The organism is bacterium (assembly GCA_021371935.1).
GTDB lineage: Bacteria > Armatimonadota > UBA5829 > UBA5829 > UBA5829 > UBA5829.
Window position 1 is genome coordinate 169818 of record JAJFVF010000004.1, and the last position, 17641, is coordinate 187458.

A 17641-nucleotide genomic window follows, 5' to 3' on the forward strand; every position below is an offset into this window, starting at 1 on the left:
CACGAACTGATGAATGACACAATATCCATAGTAAAGCCCAATGGCCGTAGAATAGACAGCATTACAGCATTCGTAGATTCAAACATGGTATTTATGGAGGAAAGCGATCTGGCTGGTTTCCCTTTTGAGGAGCGCGACAGAATAATCCGCAGATTGCCGAACGGTTGTGAAGAAGTCTATTTGGTAATGGATAGAGGCTACAATTCAAGCTTCGCTGGTGAAGCTGCACACTACCAGGCAAAGGTGAGAAAAGAGAGCGCAGTAAGCTTCGGCAGACCATCTGCTGTCACTTACAACCTGAATGGCGCTGCCTCCAGGGTCAATGTGAATTCCATTGATTCTTCGGTCAATGTAGTGAATGCGGCGAATGATGATAGCTTTCAGCAATTGAGAGCGCTAATCGAACAGAACATTTCTGAACCGAGAAAAAGAGCGGAACTGTTGGATCATGTAAACCAGCTTAAGAATACAAGTGGCGGCGCAGATTACAAAAGCCGATACACAGCGTTTATTGCGGCAGCAGCAGATCATATGACGTTGATCGCACCATTTATTCCGTTTCTGACAGGTCTGCTAAAGTAGCAATGGAATAGGCTAATTGATATTGGCTCATAACTAAACAGATGAACCCGCGACACAATGTCGCGGGTTGTGTCCTTCACTCTTGGAGGTAAAATATGCCGGACGTACCGTTAATGAAAGAAGATCATATATCGCAGATACCCGCACTACAATTTTTGCAGAACCTCGGGTACACATATCTCACGCCTGAGGAAGCAAATTCGTCTCGCGGTGGACGGACCGGCGATGTCATACTCGAAGGTATTCTAGCAAAACAACTTCGGTGCATGAACACCATCAACTATCGCGATAATCAGTACCCGTTCAGTGAAGGCAACATCATGAGCGCAATTCAGTCGCTCAAGGACATCATGAACGATGGGCTTATACGGACAAATGAACGAGTATACAATCTGCTCTGTCTCGGGAAAAGCCTGTCGCAGTCTATAAATGGCGACACAAAGAGTTTCACCCTCCAATACATTGATTGGGAGCATCCGGAACGCAATGTATATCATGTTGCCGAAGAATTCAATGTAGGACGCACTGGCACACGGCAACCATATACTCCCGACATCGTGCTTTTCGTAAATGGTATACCATTGGTGGTAATCGAATGCAAGTCACCTCATTCCGGTAGTGAAAATAACAAGCCTATTGATCAGGCAATTTCTCAGCAAATACGAAACCAGAAAGATGATGGCATTCCACAACTTTTCTTTTATTCTCAACTGCTGCTGGCACTATCCAAGAATGAGGCAAAATACGGAACAACTGGAACTCCCGCCAAGTTCTGGGCTGTTTGGAAAGAAGCAGATATTGATAATGAAGTGAGTCGGCTGATCAACAAGCCTCTTTCTTCCGACAAGAAGACAAAACTCTTTAGTAAACGATTCCGCTATGTTCGGGACTACTTCGATGCAATTGAAGTTGATGGCGGCCGAGAGATTACCGAACAAGACCGCGCATTATACTCTCTCTGTAGACCCGATAGACTACTGGAGTTGGCATTTCAATTTATTGTTTACGATGCCGGAGAGAAAAAGATAGCACGATATCAGCAATATTTTACTGTAAAGAAAATCGCAGAGCGGATCAGGCAGATTGACAGCACAGGAAAACGAAAAGGTGGTGTGGTCTGGCACACTCAAGGTAGCGGTAAATCACTCACAATGGTAATGCTCGCTAAGTCAATTGCCCTCGAATCAAGCATCAATGATTACAAAATTATACTGGTTACTGACAGGGTGGATTTGGATGATCAAATATTCACTACCTTTAAGCATTGCGGCAGAGAAGTAGTGCAGGCAAAAACAGGAAAGAATCTGATGGCACTTCTGAGCGGTCAGAAGCAGCGTATTATCACTACAGTTATCGATAAATTCGATGCGGCAGTTGGATCCAAGGGGCTGCGCATCGACAATCCTGATATATTCGTGTTAGTAGATGAAAGTCATAGAGGCCAATATGGTCCCAGGCATGCCCGGATGCAGAAAACTCTACCAAATGCCTGCTATATTGGCTTCACAGGTACGCCAATTATGCACCAGCATAAGAATACTGTCAGCAAGTTCGGCGGTATTATACCTCCAGCATATACAATGCGTGATGCAGTCAGAGACAAGGCAGTAGTACCGTTGCTCTATGAGGGACGCCAAGTTAAACAGATGGTGTTCAAGGAACCGATTGATAGCTGGTTCGAGCGGATAACAGCTTCTTTAACTAAGGAACAAGTCGCAGACCTCAAACGCAAGTATTCTACTGCTGACGAGTTGAATAAGGCTCTGCAGAACGTGATGAGAATCGCTTTGGACGTGAGCGAGCACTTCCGTGACAATTGGCAAAACTCAGGATTCAAGGCGCAATTGGTAACTCCTAACAAGCCGACGGCACTTCTATATAAGAAGTTCCTTGACGAGTTTGGAGTGGTAACAAGCGAGATCCTCATATCTGGTCCAGATGAACGAGAAGGCGAAGAAGATATCCGAGAGGAGAACACCAGCGAGGTGATTCACTTCTGGAAAACGATGATGGATAGATATGGAAGTGAGAAAGACTATAACCGTGAGGTTATTAACGCATTCAAATTCGATGATCAACCCGAAATAATCATTGTAGTCAGCAAGCTCCTAACTGGTTTCGACGCTCCCAGAAACACAGTTTTGTATCTTGCAAAGAAGATGGAAGGGCATTCTCTTCTTCAGGCGATTGCAAGAGTCAACCGATTGTATGATGGTAAAGACTTCGGTTATATCCTTGACTACTGGGGCGTTCTCTCGGAACTTGATCAAGCACTTACATTTTATGACAAGCTTTCTGAGTATGATGGGGAAGATTTGGATACGCTTGCGGTAACCAGCATTAGTGCAGAAGTTGAGAAGTTGCCACAGCGCCATTCTGATCTATGGGATCTGTTCAAAGATATAAGAAACACAAGAGATGAGGAACAATATGAGCTATTGCTTGCTCAGGAAGACCTGCGCGAGAAGTTCTATCAGCGCTTCTCCGAATTCGGAAGAACGCTATCTATTGCCCTTTCAACTGTAAAGTTCATCACCGAGACATCAGATGACAAGATTGATCTTTATAAACGTGACCGTGATTTCTTCGCAAGACTCAGAGTGAATGTCCAACGGCGCTACGCAGAAGTTGTCAACTTCCGAGATTATCAGCCTCAGATCAAAAAGCTCATAGATACCTATGTTGGAACAGGCGATATTGAGAAACTAAACGAACCGGTCAATATCTTCGATACCGATGCATTTGAGGAAGAGGTTGTGCGACAGACGGGTGACGCCTCAAAAGCGGACATAATAGCCCACAATACCATGCGATCTATTAGTGAGCACATGCAAGAAGATCCAGTCTTCTATAAGAAGTTTTCCCAGCTTCTGGAAGAAGCGATCCGCGCATTCCATCAAGAGCGCATCATCAAAGCGGATGAATACCTAAAGCGGGTCAGAAGTATTATGAACTCGGTGGTTACCAGAACTGGGGATGATGTTCCAGAGGCATTACGCGAACGAGATGTTGCCAAAGCATTTTATGGCTGCATTAAAGAAAATCGTGAGAAGCACGGCATTGATAATGACGAGCGTGATATATGGTCTGAGGCCGCTATTGGCATTGAAGATATTATTCGTGTACATAAGAAAGTTGATTGGGAAACTGATGTTGATAAGCAAAATCAAATGCGTAATGACATAGAAGACTATTTGTTTGATATGAAAGACAAGTGTGGGCTAGAACTTACATTTGATGACATCGATGTAATTATGGAGCAATGCCTAGATATAGCAAAGCTGAGGATTCACCAAAGGTAACATTTATCATGGGAATAGCAGTCCATACAATTACCTACGGACAACAAAGCATCAACTTTACTGTTCGTTTCAGCCATAGGGAAAAACTAACTATATCGGTACACCCGGATCTTTCTGTAATCGTTGATGCACCTGACGACAAACAAATCGCTGAAGTAGTTGCGAGAGTGAAACGCCGGGCGGGATGGATCGTGCGTCAACGTGATTTCTTCGAACGTTTTAAGCCTGAACAACCTGAGCGACGCTATGTTGGCGGCGAAACGCATATATATCTGGGTAGACAATATCGGCTCAAATTGATTGAAGACAAGTTAGAATACGTTAAACTTACGCGAGGCTACTTTCTGATACAAACCCGAAATCCGCATGATTCAACCAAAGTCAAAAGTTTACTCGATAAATGGTATGCAGATCACAGTCGCCGTGTGATTAGAACGCGTATTGATCGTTGTTTTGAGTCTCTTCAAAGGTATGGTGTCAACTATCCCACATCGATTACATTTCGGCGAATGTCCAAACGCTGGGGAAGTTGCAACAAAGCTGGCGGCGTAATGCTAAACACTGAACTAGCAAAGGCATCGGTGTTTTGCATAGATTACGTGATTACTCACGAGATGTGCCATCTGAAATATACAAACCACAGCAAGGATTTCTATAGACTGCTTGATCTTGTAATGCCAGATTGGAAAAGAAGAAAGTCTAAATTAGAGATATTGTAATAATAATGCATGTTAATCAATCATCTAATATGAATGGAGAACTACTATGGGTGGGAACATTAAAGTAGGACTGTTCTTTGGTGCCGGAGCAGAGGTTTGCTACGGACTACCTTCTGGTGGAAAATTTGCGTTGGATTTGTTTCGAGCGAATGTAGATAAGGAAAAAACAAAGCTCCGAAATAACATAAAAAGCGTAAATAAATTAAGCGTATATGCAAACAAGTGGCTGCCGAACGATTTTGATGTAAAACGCATTCATGCTTTCGGAAGATCAGACTTTGCCTCACTATTACAATCAATCATGGAGTATAGGCGTTATGATATCATAAAATTTCTGGATGAGTTCGACATCCAGGCTGAAAGAGTGCTGCAGTCTTGGGACATATCGAAAGCTGAACTGAATCAGATATTTAAGAGTCTGATCGGTGAAGATATTGGAGATGTAATCTATGATCAAAAAGTAAGTTTGAGCACACAGCTCGGGGCAAATACGGATTTATTCAAATCAGAGTATTTTTCAGCCCTGTTGGAAGTATTAAAAAACCGACCAGAGTCCGAACTACTCACACGGAGCTTGAGAGCATTCCTACAGCTTCTTATAGGATGTCACGGTCAGAATCTTGCGAGTGGTCTGAACCAAGCTCTATTTGCAAAAGCACCGAACGATTTGCCTATATTTGATGACATAGGCGGTGTATTTCGTATTGATTTATCATGCGCTGGGCTGACTGCGCTTGAGCTTGTTTTGGAAGAAGAAGCACATACCGTCAGTTCGTCATCAAGTATGGAGAGTATATTCGGTGAGTTTGCGCGAAAAATGTTGGAAGTGCTCTTGGAACGCCATCTGAATTACCAGGCACTAATAGACGAGCATTTTCGATATCTTTACGATCCGAGGGCAGAGTGGGCTAAGTTCACAAAGATTGTAATCTTTCTCAATACTGCAAGAACCTATATTCTCAATAAAGCATGTGGTGATTCAGCCCGCATTAAAGACGGCCCAGGTTATTACCACGATCTATTAAACTTTGGAACTATCGGACTTGACATAAGGGCTATTGGAACAACCAACTACAATAGTTTGGTCCCTGAGGTGGCTGAAGGTGCGTTGTCAACATATCAGGTAGAGCATCTTAACGGCAGTGTACATGATTTCTACGATCCATATCTCAACACAATAGTCCACTTTACTGATGACAATGAATGTTTAAACTACGAAAGGATAACCGTACCGTTGATGTTCACTCAAAGTGGCATAAAGCCATTGACATGCATAGAGATGTCGAAGCGTTATGTAGGCCTATATGATAGTTTCTGTGACTCAGATGCAGTTGTTGTTGTTGGATTTGGTTTCAATGGCGACGATGGCCATGTAAATGGCCTTTTTAGAAATCTCATAGACGAGTGCAATAAAGATATTTATATATGTCATTACCAATCCAATGGGTCTGATTCCGCAGCCGCAAGAAACTACGAGCGAAAGTTGCGGATCACGAATAGAGATCGGCTACATATCATTGGAGTAAATGATGAACGGAAGACTTTGAATGGCGATTTTTGGTATGAATCCATAGCAAAAGCCATCATTGGATAGACCTACAATATCTTTTATAATGTAGACTCGAGATGGCCTTTAAGTGCAACTAAACTTAGAACAGTGAATAATAGCATATAAAAATCTCTTACCAAAAGATGATTGTAGAAAGTATCGATACTAAACAATGTGACTGCAAGACACTGCCTATATATCAATCTTGTGACCGGACTAATCCCCGGTCACTGAATTCAGAGAAAATCTGCAAAACAGAGAGAAAATGTCCAGAAATGTGGGCTTTAGGAGCAAAGCCCGGCCACAAGATGCATCTCGAACAAGACGGGGAATAGGTGGCTTTTACTCTCGTAAATACGCGAAAACCCTGCCGGAATCCCGACAGGGCAAAATCGCATAGAGAAAAGTTTAACTTTAATAATTGGTCGGGGCGGCGAGATTCGAACTCGCGACCTCTAGTTCCCAAAACTAGCGCGCTAACCAAGCTGCGCTACGCCCCGCGAGTTAATTATACCATTTCACTTCATATGCAACAAGAGAATTCCTTTAGTACACCATAACTTGGTCCGGCAGAAATTCCGTCGGACCAAGTCGTATACATCGAGCAGCAGTGTTCCTTAGCGCTTGCTGAACTGGAACCCTCTTCTCGCTCTCTTGCGTCCGTATTTCTTTCGTTCTTTAACTCTCGGGTCTCTTGTCAAAAAGCCTTGGCGCCGAAGCGGAGTGCGCATGTCATCGCCTGCCTCAAGCAGAGCCTTACTGATGCCATGGCGTACAGCACCGGCCTGACCGGAAATGCCTCCGCCTGTGCACTTGGCTACAACATCGAACTTGCCCATCGAATCGACGGCTTCAAACGGCTGCATAATAAGCAACTCAAGAGCCTTTCGCCCGACGTATTCAGACATCGTTCGACCGTTGATGGTGACGTTCCCCTCACCCGGAACCAGCCATACTCTTGCCGTAGCGTTCTTTCTGTGACCCGTACCATAATATCTTGCGGTCTGTTCCAAATCGTTCCTCCGTAAAAAGTCAAAAAGCAGAAAACATCACCCGCCTCAACTTTTTGACATCCAGATCTAGAATTTCAATTCCTCGGGCTTCTGAGCATCCTGAGAGTGCTCTGAACCCGCATAGACTCTGAGCTTTTTCAGTATCGCATCACCCAGCTTGTTGTGCGGAAGCATACCTTTGACTGCCCGCATAACTGCCTTCTCGGGTGTTTGCTCCATCATTGATGCACGACTTACACTCTTAAGACCACCAGGATAGCCGGAATGCCTGTATATAAGCTCGGCACCCTTGTTGGTCCCTGTCAAGACAAGCTTTGAAGCGTTTATGATTATAACATGATCGCCACAGTCCATGTGTGGAGTAAATGTCGGCTTATGCTTGCCACGTAGAATCTTTGCAGCCTCAGCCGCCACTCTTCCAAGTGGCATCCCAGCACCATCAATCACAAACCACTTTTTTGTCGTATCTTCGCGTTTAGCAAAATATGTACCCATCGAGTATCCTCTTTAGTATTCAACTTCCATAAGGCAAAGGCCCTGTGGGGGTGCCGTCTTACCTGCAACCCTGCGATCCTGTGCCTCCAAAATGTCACAAACATCCGAGCCAGCCAACTTGCCCAGACCTACATCGACCAGCGTCCCGACTATCACTCTGACCATCGAACGCAGAAAAGCATTCGCTCGCATCTCGATTATCACATGCTCGCCGTGCCCGTCGACCACAATCGACTTCATATCACGAACAGGGCAATCATCCGCCCCCCTCGCACACCAAAACGACGAGAAATCATGAACACCCAGAAGGCATCTAGCCCCTGCTCTCATCGCATCGACATTCAGTGGCCGATTTATATGCCAACAGAAACGTCCTTCAAGTGCGCTCCGCACGCTCTGACTGAGTATATCATATCTATACAGTCTGGAAACTGCCGAATATCTGGCATGGAAATCATTTTCCACTTCGACTGCCGAAAGAACTGCTATATCCTTCGGAAGCAGCGAGTTCATCGCCGCACATACCCGATCAGTCGGAATGCCTTCATCTATTCGGAAATTTATTACCTGACCTGCCGCATGCACCCCGGCATCAGTGCGTCCCGAACCATACACTATCACCTTGCGTTTTACGAGCGTGGATAGAACTCTTTCAAGCTCTCCCTGGATCGTCGGCACGCCCGGCTGATACTGAAAGCCGAAGTAGTCAGTGCCGTCGTATTCAACGACGACCTTGACGTTTCTCACTAGTCTACCGCGAGTTCCAGCTTGACTACAGAAGCAGCATCGCCGCGCCTTAACCCGATCTTCGTCATTCGAGTGTAACCGCTCTGCTTGTCCGCAAACTTTGGCGCAACTACATCAAACAAATGCTTCACAGCATCGTTTGCTACCATCTCAGCGCGCAATTCCTTCTGAGCTTTGCCGTTAGCACTGAGCATACCCTTGGGCATGTTGGCTGTCGGCAAAACCTTTCGAGCCATTCTGCGCGCATGAACCGTATTCTGCTTTGCAAGCGTAATCAGCTTTTCAGCAATGGCTCGAGCTTCCTTTGCGCGAGGCTCGGTCGTCTCTATCTTTTCATACATTATCAAGGACCTTACCAGACCATGCAAAAGGGCCATCCTCTGGTCGGTCGGCAGATCCAGTTTTCTTCCAGCAACACGATGTCGCATTTTTTACCTGCCTTATCTTCTACTCTTCGGCTTCATCAACTTCTTCTTCGGAGCCAGAGGTCTCTTCTTCAGACTCGGCTATCTCCTCGTCCTCGAAATCCTCATCCTCTTCATCATCTCCGGATGGGAATATCTTCAGTTCACTGCGCTCCCCACCCAGTTTGAGAGAGAGATTCATAGACTCAAGCTTATCGCGCACCTCATTCAAAGACTTCTTACCGAAGTTTCTTATGTTCATAAGGTCCGCTTCAGTGAGCTGAACAAGTTCGTGTATCGTAAGAACATTCGCCTTCTTTAGACAATTATATGTCCTGACGGAAAAGTCCAACTCCTCAATCCGGGCATCAGGCGGTCCAGGAAGATTACCCATACCGGCCTCACCAAACTCGATGCCTGCACCCTTCGGCTTTCGTGCAAAGTCAAAGAAAAGCCTCAACTGCTTGTCGAGAATCTTTGCCGCGTCGCTTATAGCGTCACTCGGCATTACTGTTCCGTTTGTTGTAACTTCGATCACAAGACGATCATAGTCCGTTTTGTGACCGACCCTTGTTGGATCAACCGTATAGCTGACTTGCCGCACAGGTGCAAAGATCGCTCCAATCGGTATCACGCCAATGCTCTTTTTAATATTCTCCTGTTTCTCAGGAAGAACATATCCCTTGCCGCGTTCAACGGTCAGTTCGGCCCGCAATGCAGCCGTCTCATCGTTTAATGTTGCAATATGCACCTCGGGGTTTACTATCTCTACCTCGGGTGGTGTTATCAGGTCGGCACCCGTAACCTCACCGGGTCCATGAACATCAAGCCTGATTACGCGAGGTTCATCAATATCCTCCGCGCCATCAAGATCCATCCTGACATACAGCTCACGCAGGTTAAGGATCAATTCAGTCGTATCTTCTTTAACCCCGGGTATTGTAGAAAACTCATGTAACACACCATCAATCTTAACCGATGTAATGGCGGCTCCCGGTATTGAAGCCAACAGCACTCTTCTCAGAGCGTTGCCGATTGTATAACCAAACCCCTGATCCAGCGGTTCAACAACGAACTTTCCATAGGTTGCCCCGTCTTCCAATATTTCGATGCGCGGCGCTACCATCTCCATGTTTTGGTCGCCTCCGTTATTATCTCGAATAGAACTCGACTATTAGCGATTCTTGCACATCTGTATCGATCTCGTCGCGTGTGGGAGCCGACACAATGTTGCCCCTGAATTGATTCGCATCGAACTGAAGCCAGGTGGGCAACGCCCTTCCGCCCGACGCCTCGATTGCCCCGACAAGCGGAGGAATCTTCTTAGCACCCTCGACTACCTCAACAGTGTCATTTGGACGGACCTGATATGAAGGGATGTCCACGCGCTTCCCGTTGACCATAATATGGCCATGATTGACGAATTGACGAGCCTGGGCTCTTGATGTCGCAAGTCCCAGCCGATATACCACATTGTCCAGACGCATCTCCAGAAGCTGGAGCAGGTTCTCACCCGTTACGCCCGTTCGCCGCGTGGCTTCCTTGACATATATTCTGAACTGGCCTTCTCTTATGCCATATACACGGCGCATCTTCTGCTTTTCGCGGAGCTGGACGCCGTAATCAGACAATTTGCGCCGCATGCCGCCCTGACCGTGCTGGCCAGGCGGGTATGCCCTCTTCTCAACAGGGCACTTGCGGGAATAGCACTTATCGCCCTTAAGATAGAGCTTTACGCCTTCGCGTCTGCACAATCTGCAGACAGCGTTTCCTTCCGATGCCATACCTTATCTCCATTTGATATTTGATATTTAGTATTGAGTATTGATACTAAATATATGCGTTATGCTTTGTTTATACTCTGCGTCGTTTCGGTGGACGACAGCCGTTGTGAGGGATCGGGGTGCAGTCTTTTATCATACTGACCTCCAAACCCACTGTCTGAAGAGACCTTATTGCTGTCTCGCGTCCCGAACCGGGACCCTTGACCAATACATCCACACGCTTCATTCCATGCTCCATGGCCTTGCGCGCTGCCGCTTCAGCAGCCAACTGCGCTGCAAACGGGGTGCTCTTCTTTGTCCCCTTGAATCCAACCTGACCCGCACTTGACCATGCAACCACGGCGCCGGTCGTATCGGTTATGGACACTATAGTATTATTAAACGTGCTCTTAATGTGCGCTACGCCCTGGACGATATTTTTCTTTTCCTTGGCTTTTGTACGCACAGTCGCTGCTTTTCTAACCAATTATAGCCTCCTACTTCTTGCGGCGTACGCCGACAGTTCTTCGCGGACCCTTACGCATTCGCGCATTGGTCTTCGTTCGCTGACCACGTACAGGCAATCCGCGGCGATGCCTAAGACCCCTGTAGGAGCCGATTTCCATAAGACGCCTGATGCTCATTGAAAGCTCACGCCGTAGATCGCCTTCCACGGTGTATTCGCCTTCAATAACACGCCTTAGTTCCGATATTTCACCTTCCGTCAGGTCACGCATCCTTGTATTCGGATCGACTCCCGCCTTCTCAACTATCTTCTGAGCGCTGGGAAGACCGATTCCGTATATATAGGTCAGCGCATATTCTACTTTTTTGTCCCTGGGAAGGTCTACACCTGCAATTCTCGCCAAGCTACATTACCCTCCAATCAAAAAGGTGTGGGATTCCCCCTCACCCCAACCCTCTCCCGCCAGGAGAGAGGGAACTAAGTTACTATCCTTGTCGCTGTTTATGCTTAGGATACTGCTTGCAGATCACGCGGATAACACCCTTCCGCTTGATCACCTTGCACTTGTCACACATGGGCTTCACAGAAGCTCTTACTTTCATCTATTTGACCTCTCAGAATGTAGAAAGCAATCCTACCGAAGTCCACACCCGAGTGTTCGATGTGAGGGTGAAGACCAGCCGCCGGTTGTCATGCCCCTACTTGTATCGATATATAATTCTCCCCCGAGTCAGGTCATACGGGCTAAGTTCCAATAATACGCGATCTCCTGGCAGGATTTTTATAAAGTGCATCCTGATCTTGCCAGAGACATGCGCGAGCACCATATGCCCATTCGGGAGTTCCACACGAAACATTGCGTTGGGAAGGGATTCACTTACCCGCCCTTCGACTTCTATGGCCTTTTCTTTAGCCATTTGTGGTTAACGCCTCCTCAGTCGGTATCACGGTCAGGATGTCAGGACCGTCACGTCTTATCGCAACAGTATGCTCAAAATGAGCTGACAAAGAACCGTCCGCTGTAACTACCGTCCAACTGTCCCCAAGAGTCTCGACCTCATATGTACCGACATTTACCATAGGCTCTATTGCCAGAGTCATTCCCTCTTCGAGCCTTACGCCCTTACCCGGCATGCCATAGTTCGGAACATGCGGGTCCTCATGCATATTTCGCCCTATTCCATGGCCGACCAGATCACGGACAACTGAATAGCCATTCTTCTCAACGTATGACTGAATAGCATGACCAATGTCTGACAATCTGTTGCCGACCCTGGCAGCATCAATACCCATATACAGCGCCTCGCGAGTAACTCTCAACAGACGCTTTGCTTCTTCAGTCCCTTTGTCGCCAACTAAAATTGTTATCGCCGAATCGCCCTGCCAGCCGTCTACAATTGCTCCAAAGTCTATACCCACAATATCGCCTGACATCAGTGCTCTGTTACCAGGAATACCATGAACCACTTCTTCATTTACAGCAACACACACTGAATTAGGGTAGCCTCTATAATTCTTAAACGAGCTTTTGGCACGATACTTCTTGGTCAGCTCTTCGGCCATCCGGTCGATATCCAACGTAGTTGTCTTGCCCGGAACGATTGATTCAGCAATCTCTTTCAGACACCTCGCAACTACCGCACCTGCGGCTCGCATTTTTTCTATCTGAGCCGGCGTCTTTTTGATTATCATTATGCACCAAGTGCCTTTGCTATTTTGGCTTGAATGTCGGCTATAGCGCCGACTGCATCGATGTTCTTCAATATCCCCTTTTCGCCATAATACCCAAGAACCGGTGCAGTCTGATTGTTATAAACTTTCAGTCTGTTTCTGATTGCATCGGGCTGGTCATCAGCCCTGTGAACAAGATCACCACCGCACTTGTCACACTTGCCCTCAACCTTTGGAGCCTTTGTATCCACATGATATGGCTCACCGCATCCGGGACATACTCTCCTGCCGGAAAGCCGCTTTACTAGTTCCTCGTCATCAACCTCTAGATTGACAACCGCATCAAGCGGCTTGGCGATCTCAGCAAGTGCTGCATCAAGCGCTTCAGCCTGTGCAATCGTGCGAGGAAAGCCATCAAGTAAAAAACCTTCCCCACCTACCGAAGCGAGCTTGTCCTTTGCGATTGCGATCACGACTTCATCGGGCACCAACTCGCCCTTTTCCATATATTCCTTGGCCTTAAGACCAACTTCAGTCTTGTTTGCGACGGCTTCGCGCAGTGTATCTCCAGTCGATATGTGCGCCGCGCCATATTTTTCTTTAAGTATACTTGCCTGCGTACCCTTACCGGACCCTGGAGGTCCAAACAAAACTATCCTCAAAATAACCCTCGTATTCAGCAGTAAAAAACCGTCAACCTTACAATTATACACTATTCACACAGCAATGGGCAACCGGCTGCTAAAATCACAACCGATTGCCAACTGATGCTCATAGACTGCAATTCTATTTAATGAAGCCTTCGTAGTGCCTCATGAGCAGGTGACTTTCGATAGCTTGCATCGTCTCAAGTGCAACACCAACTACGATCAGCAGTGATGTGCCGCCAACCAGGCTGAAAGTCTGAATACCTGTAATCGACGGAACATAATACTGAAGCAGTGCAACAATCGCCAGGAAGATCGCGCCTGAAAGAGTGATTCTGGTCATGATCTTGTCGAGATATTCCTGTGTCGGCTTACCAGGCCTGATGCCTGGAATAAAGCTTCCCCACTTCTTGAGATTATCTGAAACGTCCTTTACATTGAACGTTACAGCTGTGTAGAAATAGGTGAAGCCAATAATCATAAGTGCATAAAACAATGACCCCCACCAAGTGGCACCTGGAGCAATGTTATTAGCAAAGCTCTGAGCAATTTCACCGAATTTGGTCTGAGGGTCGCCATGCGTAAAGATGTTTACAACCGTAAGCGGAAAATATTGGATTGACACCGCAAAGATGATCGGGATTACTCCAGCCGAGTTAACCTTCAATGGTAGAAAACTCGATTGCCCACCATACATCTTGTTGCCGACTACGCGCTTGACATGCTGAATTGGTATCTTGCGCTGAGCCTGTGTAACGGCGATCATAAATGCTATGGTCCCGACGAATAACGCTACCAACAAAGCCAGCTTAAACCACCAGCCGTTTGTAATTACAACTTCCATCGTTGTAAATATCTGGCTTGGCAGATATGCAATGATGCCGGCAAAAATTACTATCGATACGCCGTTTCCTATGCCTTTATCGGTTATCTGCTCACCCATCCACATCAGGAATGCTGTCCCTGCAGCAAGTGTGATTGCAATCCACCAGATAGTCGGATCAAACAGGCCACCTTGAGACTGAATAGCACCCATCGAACGAAGCCATGTTGTTGTTCCAAACGCCTGGAATACGGCCAATGCGCCTGTCAGCCACCTTGTCCACAGTCTGATCTTCTTCTGGCCTGCTGCACCTTCTTTCTGCAACTCTTCCAACTGCGGAATGGCAATTGTCAAAAGCTGCATAATAATCGACGCATTGATGTAGGGCATAATGCCCATAGCAAAGATCGTATACTTCTTGAAAGCGCCTCCGGTGAACGCATTGAGAATATCGAACAGACCACCACTGAGTCTTTCCGACAATATCTCTGTGTTGACACCGGGAACGGAAATATGCAGCCCAACCACATAGACAGCAAACATCATGAAGAGGAATGTAATCCTCTTCTTCAAATCTGGAACTCTAAACGCTGCCATCAACGATGCAAGCATCTATAATACCTCCGTCGTGCCGCCTGCAGCTTTGAGCTTCTCTTCGGCGCTCTTGCTGAACTTATGAGCACGCACTGTAAGAGATTTGGTTATCTCACCATCACCGAGCACTTTTATGCCGTCCATTGCTCCTCCAACCAGACCACTCGTGATAAGCAGTTCCGGTGTGACCTCGGTACCGGCGTCGAATCTTTCAAGATCATCCAGGCTTACAATCGCATAAATCTTGCGGTTCACATTTCTGAACCCACTTCTCTGTGGAAGTCTGCGGTGCAGAGGAGTCTGTCCACCTTCAAAACCCGGTCTGGGCTTCTGACCGCTTCGTGCCTTCTGCCCTTTGTGACCCTTGCCGGCAGTCTTGCCCTGGCCGGAACCCGTGCCTCGGCCTACACGCTTCGATTTATGCGTTGATCCCGGAGCAGGACGCAAATCCTCGAGTCTCATTCCTTTACCTCCACAGGATCGCTGAGTTCTTCTACTTCAAGAAGGTGACCGACCTTATTGATCATGCCCTTCACGCAGTCATTTGCAGACTGCACAACAGACGAACCTACCTTGCCCAACCCAAGGGCCTTTACAGTAGCGCGCTGCCGTTTGTTGTATCCTATTACTGAGTTTTTCAGCGTAATCTTAAGCATTATATGCCTCATCTATAAGTCACACGAACTTCGGAAACCCCGAGCTCTATTTACGACTGCTTTATTCGGCCTCAACGGCCTCGGCTGCCTCTTCGGTCTGTTCGCCGCTTACACCCGGCTCGCCAAACTCGCCACCGGATGCCATTTCTTCTTCCTGACGCTTGCGTACAAGCCATGGCACCATTTCTTCAAGTGACTTGCCGCGAAGCTCGGCAACTTTCTCCGCCACTCTGATGTTCTCCAGACACTTGATCGTCGCTCTGGCAGTGTTGACTGCATTAGGCGAACCAAGCGACTTGGCAAGCACATCACGAACACCTGCAAGTTCCAATATAGGCCTTACTGCGCCACCGGCCACAACCCCAGTTCCTGAAGAAGCGGGCTTCATTCTGACCTTGGCTGCACCATAGTCCATCTCGATGTCGTGAGGGATCGTCGTTCCCACCATCGGCACCTCAATGACGTTCTTCTTGGCTTCCTCAATGCCCTTTCGTATGGCATCTGGAATACCCGCAGCCTTACCCAGGCCTATGCCCACATGGCCATTTCTGTCGCCAACAGCAACCAGAACGCTCCAGCTGAGTGTGCGACCGCCCTTGTGGGTCTTTTGTACCTTATTCGTCCGGATTACCTGCTCTTCCATATCGAGCGTATCCGCATTGATCTTAGGCATGCTTCCTCCCTAGGCTCCTAGAACTTCAGCCCGGCCTCGCGCGCGCCATCTGCCAGCGCTGCGACACGGCCATGATACTTGTATCCGCCACGATCGAAAACGACCGTCTCAATACCCTTTTCGACAGCCCGCTTTGCAACAAGCTGACCGACCAACTTTGCGGCCTCGATGTTGCCGCCGCTCTTGACTTTCGACTTCAATTCGCCATCTATCGTTGAAGCGGAGACCAGCGTTTTGCCGGATTGATCGTCAATCACCTGAGCATATATGTTACATATGCTTCTGTAGACATCAAGTCTTGGCTTAGACTCTGTCCCGGCCACGGTCTTTCTTACTCTCTTATGGCGCTTTTGCCGAAGTAGTTCCTTCTTATTCATAGTGCCCCCAATATAGTTTGAATGTCAGGGGTTGGGGGTTGGGGTTATTCTCATCTCTCCAACCCAACATCCAACATACAAATGTAATACTCAATGTAAATTACTAAATACTAAATTATTTGGTTGCTTTACCGCTCTTGCCGGCTTTGCGTCTTACGACTTCGCCATAATAGCGGATGCCCTTACCCTTATACGGCTCCGGCGGTCTTATCTTGCGGATGTTCGCTACCTGTTGTCCCAACACTTCCTTGTCGATGCATCGCGCAATAATGAACGGCATTCTTGTGTTGGTATCCATACCGACCTCGAACTCAACACCATTCATCGGTTCGACAAGGACAGGGTGAGAAAGTCCCACTTGAAGATTCAGGTTCTTGCCCTGAAGCTCCGCACGATAACCAACACCCTGCACCTGCAGCCGCTTCTCATAGCCCGATGTGACACCGACTACCATATTGTTGACCAGCGTCCTTGTCAGACCATGAAGCGAGCGATGCTCCTTGCTGTTTGAAGGACGCTCGCAAATTACCGCGTTGTCCTCTACTTTTATCTCAATCGCGCCGGGCAACGATCGGCTCAGAGCCCCTTTGGGACCCTTGACGGTGAGGACACCATCTTCCTGGCTGATCTGCACTCCACTCGGCAGCGGTATAGGTAATTGCCCTATTCTGCTCATAATAACCTCTCCTACTCTACCAAATGTAGCACAGAACTTCGCCACCAATGCCGAGTTTCCTGGCATCACGGTCAGTCATAACGCCCCTGGATGTGCTGATGACGGCCACACCCAGTCCACGAAGCACTCTCGGCACTTTGTCACGCTTGGCGTATACTCTGAGTCCGGGCTTTGATACCCTCTTCAGATTGCTAATGATCTGTTCCTGTTTTGGACCATACTTCAAAGCTATCTTGGCAGTCGGGAATTTCCGGTCCTTCAAAGATTCGTAATTTTTGATGAACCCTTCGTCCCTCAAGATACGAAGTATTTCCATACTCAATTTTGAAGCAGGTACCTCCACGAAGTCATGCTTCGCTGAATTCGCGTTCCGAATCCTCGTCAGCAGGTCTGCTACAGGATCTGTCACGGTCATGCTTGATCCTCCGTCTACCGGCCCGCACATCTAAAAAGTTTATCATTTTGTGCGAGTCGCTGTCAAACA

The 17641-nt window shown here is 47.4% G+C and carries 21 protein-coding genes, 1 tRNA gene and 2 pseudogenes; 4 read left to right on the forward strand and 20 right to left on the reverse strand.

Annotation, left to right across the window (positions count from 1 at the left end):
• The first annotated feature begins 9 nt into the window (after window positions 1–9).
• From LLG46_03800 to LLG46_03815, 4 genes are all read left to right on the forward strand, one after another.
• Window positions 10–582 carry a hypothetical protein gene (locus LLG46_03800; protein MCE5322425.1) on the forward strand — a complete coding sequence of 191 codons (573 nt, stop codon included), beginning with the start codon at window positions 10–12 and terminating at the stop codon, window positions 580–582.
• A gap of 95 nt (window positions 583–677) precedes the next feature.
• Complete coding sequence (locus LLG46_03805; protein ID MCE5322426.1) at window positions 678–3884, forward strand: HsdR family type I site-specific deoxyribonuclease; 3207 nt, start codon at window positions 678–680, stop codon at window positions 3882–3884.
• A gap of 8 nt (window positions 3885–3892) precedes the next feature.
• On the forward strand, window positions 3893–4603 hold the full coding sequence (locus tag LLG46_03810) for a M48 family metallopeptidase (GenBank protein MCE5322427.1): 711 nt from the start codon (window positions 3893–3895) through the stop codon (window positions 4601–4603).
• A 46-nt stretch (window positions 4604–4649) separates the two neighbouring features.
• Window positions 4650–6197: a hypothetical protein gene (locus tag LLG46_03815; GenBank protein MCE5322428.1), complete on the forward strand. Its 1548-nt coding sequence runs from the start codon at window positions 4650–4652 to the stop codon at window positions 6195–6197.
• Window positions 6198–6574: 377 nt separating this feature from the next.
• Here the strand turns inward: LLG46_03815 and LLG46_03820 are convergent.
• The 20 genes and pseudogenes from LLG46_03820 to rpsH all read right to left on the reverse strand — a co-directional run bounded on the left by LLG46_03820 (window position 6575) and on the right by rpsH (window position 17572).
• A tRNA-Pro gene (locus LLG46_03820) sits at window positions 6575–6652 on the reverse strand.
• A 117-nt stretch (window positions 6653–6769) separates the two neighbouring features.
• A complete protein-coding gene (gene rpsI, locus LLG46_03825; protein ID MCE5322429.1) occupies window positions 6770–7165 on the reverse strand; it encodes a 30S ribosomal protein S9 in 396 nt (131 codons plus the stop codon).
• A gap of 66 nt (window positions 7166–7231) precedes the next feature.
• Window positions 7232–7660 carry a 50S ribosomal protein L13 gene (rplM, locus tag LLG46_03830; protein MCE5322430.1) on the reverse strand — a complete coding sequence of 143 codons (429 nt, stop codon included), beginning with the start codon at window positions 7658–7660 and terminating at the stop codon, window positions 7232–7234.
• Between the two features lie 12 nt (window positions 7661–7672).
• A complete protein-coding gene (truA, locus tag LLG46_03835) occupies window positions 7673–8407 on the reverse strand; it encodes a tRNA pseudouridine(38-40) synthase TruA (GenBank protein MCE5322431.1) in 735 nt (244 codons plus the stop codon).
• The gene (gene rplQ, locus LLG46_03840; protein ID MCE5322432.1) at window positions 8407–8835 is read right to left on the reverse strand and encodes a 50S ribosomal protein L17; all 429 of its coding nucleotides are present in this window, start codon (window positions 8833–8835) and stop codon (window positions 8407–8409) included. Before rplQ ends, truA begins: the two co-directional genes overlap by 1 nt.
• A gap of 148 nt (window positions 8836–8983) precedes the next feature.
• Window positions 8984–9943: pseudogene (locus tag LLG46_03845) on the reverse strand (DNA-directed RNA polymerase subunit alpha).
• 19 nt (window positions 9944–9962) lie between these two features.
• Window positions 9963–10595 (reverse strand): 30S ribosomal protein S4, encoded by a 633-nt coding sequence (rpsD, locus tag LLG46_03850; GenBank protein ID MCE5322433.1) that lies wholly within the window; start codon window positions 10593–10595, stop codon window positions 9963–9965.
• A gap of 70 nt (window positions 10596–10665) precedes the next feature.
• Window positions 10666–11061, reverse strand: a complete 396-nt coding sequence (rpsK, locus tag LLG46_03855; GenBank protein ID MCE5322434.1) for a 30S ribosomal protein S11 — start codon at window positions 11059–11061, stop codon at window positions 10666–10668.
• Window positions 11062–11071: 10 nt separating this feature from the next.
• Window positions 11072–11443, reverse strand: coding sequence for a 30S ribosomal protein S13 (rpsM, locus tag LLG46_03860; protein ID MCE5322435.1), 372 nt, complete (start codon window positions 11441–11443; stop codon window positions 11072–11074).
• A gap of 82 nt (window positions 11444–11525) precedes the next feature.
• The gene (rpmJ, locus tag LLG46_03865) at window positions 11526–11642 is read right to left on the reverse strand and encodes a 50S ribosomal protein L36 (GenBank protein ID MCE5322436.1); all 117 of its coding nucleotides are present in this window, start codon (window positions 11640–11642) and stop codon (window positions 11526–11528) included.
• A gap of 96 nt (window positions 11643–11738) precedes the next feature.
• Window positions 11739–11957 carry a translation initiation factor IF-1 gene (infA, locus tag LLG46_03870; protein MCE5322437.1) on the reverse strand — a complete coding sequence of 73 codons (219 nt, stop codon included), beginning with the start codon at window positions 11955–11957 and terminating at the stop codon, window positions 11739–11741.
• On the reverse strand, window positions 11950–12732 hold the full coding sequence (gene map / locus LLG46_03875; protein ID MCE5322438.1) for a type I methionyl aminopeptidase: 783 nt from the start codon (window positions 12730–12732) through the stop codon (window positions 11950–11952). The genes infA and map overlap by 8 nt, the downstream gene beginning before the upstream one ends.
• On the reverse strand, window positions 12732–13373 hold the full coding sequence (locus LLG46_03880) for an adenylate kinase (GenBank protein ID MCE5322439.1): 642 nt from the start codon (window positions 13371–13373) through the stop codon (window positions 12732–12734). Before LLG46_03880 ends, map begins: the two co-directional genes overlap by 1 nt.
• Window positions 13374–13497: 124 nt before the next feature.
• Window positions 13498–14793: a preprotein translocase subunit SecY gene (secY, locus tag LLG46_03885; GenBank protein MCE5322440.1), complete on the reverse strand. Its 1296-nt coding sequence runs from the start codon at window positions 14791–14793 to the stop codon at window positions 13498–13500.
• Window positions 14794–15237, reverse strand: coding sequence for a 50S ribosomal protein L15 (gene rplO / locus LLG46_03890; GenBank protein ID MCE5322441.1), 444 nt, complete (start codon window positions 15235–15237; stop codon window positions 14794–14796).
• Complete coding sequence (rpmD, locus tag LLG46_03895; protein MCE5322442.1) at window positions 15234–15431, reverse strand: 50S ribosomal protein L30; 198 nt, start codon at window positions 15429–15431, stop codon at window positions 15234–15236. The genes rplO and rpmD overlap by 4 nt, the downstream gene beginning before the upstream one ends.
• A gap of 178 nt (window positions 15432–15609) precedes the next feature.
• Window positions 15610–16104: pseudogene (gene rpsE, locus LLG46_03900) on the reverse strand (30S ribosomal protein S5).
• A 17-nt stretch (window positions 16105–16121) separates the two neighbouring features.
• Window positions 16122–16481, reverse strand: coding sequence for a 50S ribosomal protein L18 (gene rplR, locus LLG46_03905; GenBank protein MCE5322443.1), 360 nt, complete (start codon window positions 16479–16481; stop codon window positions 16122–16124).
• A 115-nt stretch (window positions 16482–16596) separates the two neighbouring features.
• The gene (gene rplF / locus LLG46_03910; protein MCE5322444.1) at window positions 16597–17157 is read right to left on the reverse strand and encodes a 50S ribosomal protein L6; all 561 of its coding nucleotides are present in this window, start codon (window positions 17155–17157) and stop codon (window positions 16597–16599) included.
• A 16-nt stretch (window positions 17158–17173) separates the two neighbouring features.
• Window positions 17174–17572 (reverse strand): 30S ribosomal protein S8, encoded by a 399-nt coding sequence (gene rpsH, locus LLG46_03915; GenBank protein ID MCE5322445.1) that lies wholly within the window; start codon window positions 17570–17572, stop codon window positions 17174–17176.
• Window positions 17573–17641 lie beyond the last annotated feature (69 nt).

Coding starts and splice junctions, on each gene's coding strand:
- LLG46_03800 (MCE5322425.1), top strand. CDS start 10: ATGAATGACACAATATCCATAGTAAAGCCCAATGGCCGTAGAATAGAC.
- LLG46_03805 (MCE5322426.1), top strand. CDS start 678: ATGCCGGACGTACCGTTAATGAAAGAAGATCATATATCGCAGATACCC.
- LLG46_03810 (MCE5322427.1), top strand. CDS start 3,893: ATGGGAATAGCAGTCCATACAATTACCTACGGACAACAAAGCATCAAC.
- LLG46_03815 (MCE5322428.1), top strand. CDS start 4,650: ATGGGTGGGAACATTAAAGTAGGACTGTTCTTTGGTGCCGGAGCAGAG.
- rplM (MCE5322430.1), bottom strand. CDS start 7,660: ATGGGTACATATTTTGCTAAACGCGAAGATACGACAAAAAAGTGGTTT.
- rplQ (MCE5322432.1), bottom strand. CDS start 8,835: ATGCGACATCGTGTTGCTGGAAGAAAACTGGATCTGCCGACCGACCAG.
- rpsD (MCE5322433.1), bottom strand. CDS start 10,595: ATGGCATCGGAAGGAAACGCTGTCTGCAGATTGTGCAGACGCGAAGGC.
- rpmJ (MCE5322436.1), bottom strand. CDS start 11,642: ATGAAAGTAAGAGCTTCTGTGAAGCCCATGTGTGACAAGTGCAAGGTG.
- infA (MCE5322437.1), bottom strand. CDS start 11,957: ATGGCTAAAGAAAAGGCCATAGAAGTCGAAGGGCGGGTAAGTGAATCC.
- map (MCE5322438.1), bottom strand. CDS start 12,732: ATGATAATCAAAAAGACGCCGGCTCAGATAGAAAAAATGCGAGCCGCA.
- secY (MCE5322440.1), bottom strand. CDS start 14,793: ATGCTTGCATCGTTGATGGCAGCGTTTAGAGTTCCAGATTTGAAGAAG.
- rplO (MCE5322441.1), bottom strand. CDS start 15,237: ATGAGACTCGAGGATTTGCGTCCTGCTCCGGGATCAACGCATAAATCG.
- rpmD (MCE5322442.1), bottom strand. CDS start 15,431: ATGCTTAAGATTACGCTGAAAAACTCAGTAATAGGATACAACAAACGG.
- rplR (MCE5322443.1), bottom strand. CDS start 16,481: ATGAATAAGAAGGAACTACTTCGGCAAAAGCGCCATAAGAGAGTAAGA.
- rplF (MCE5322444.1), bottom strand. CDS start 17,157: ATGAGCAGAATAGGGCAATTACCTATACCGCTGCCGAGTGGAGTGCAG.
- rpsH (MCE5322445.1), bottom strand. CDS start 17,572: ATGACCGTGACAGATCCTGTAGCAGACCTGCTGACGAGGATTCGGAAC.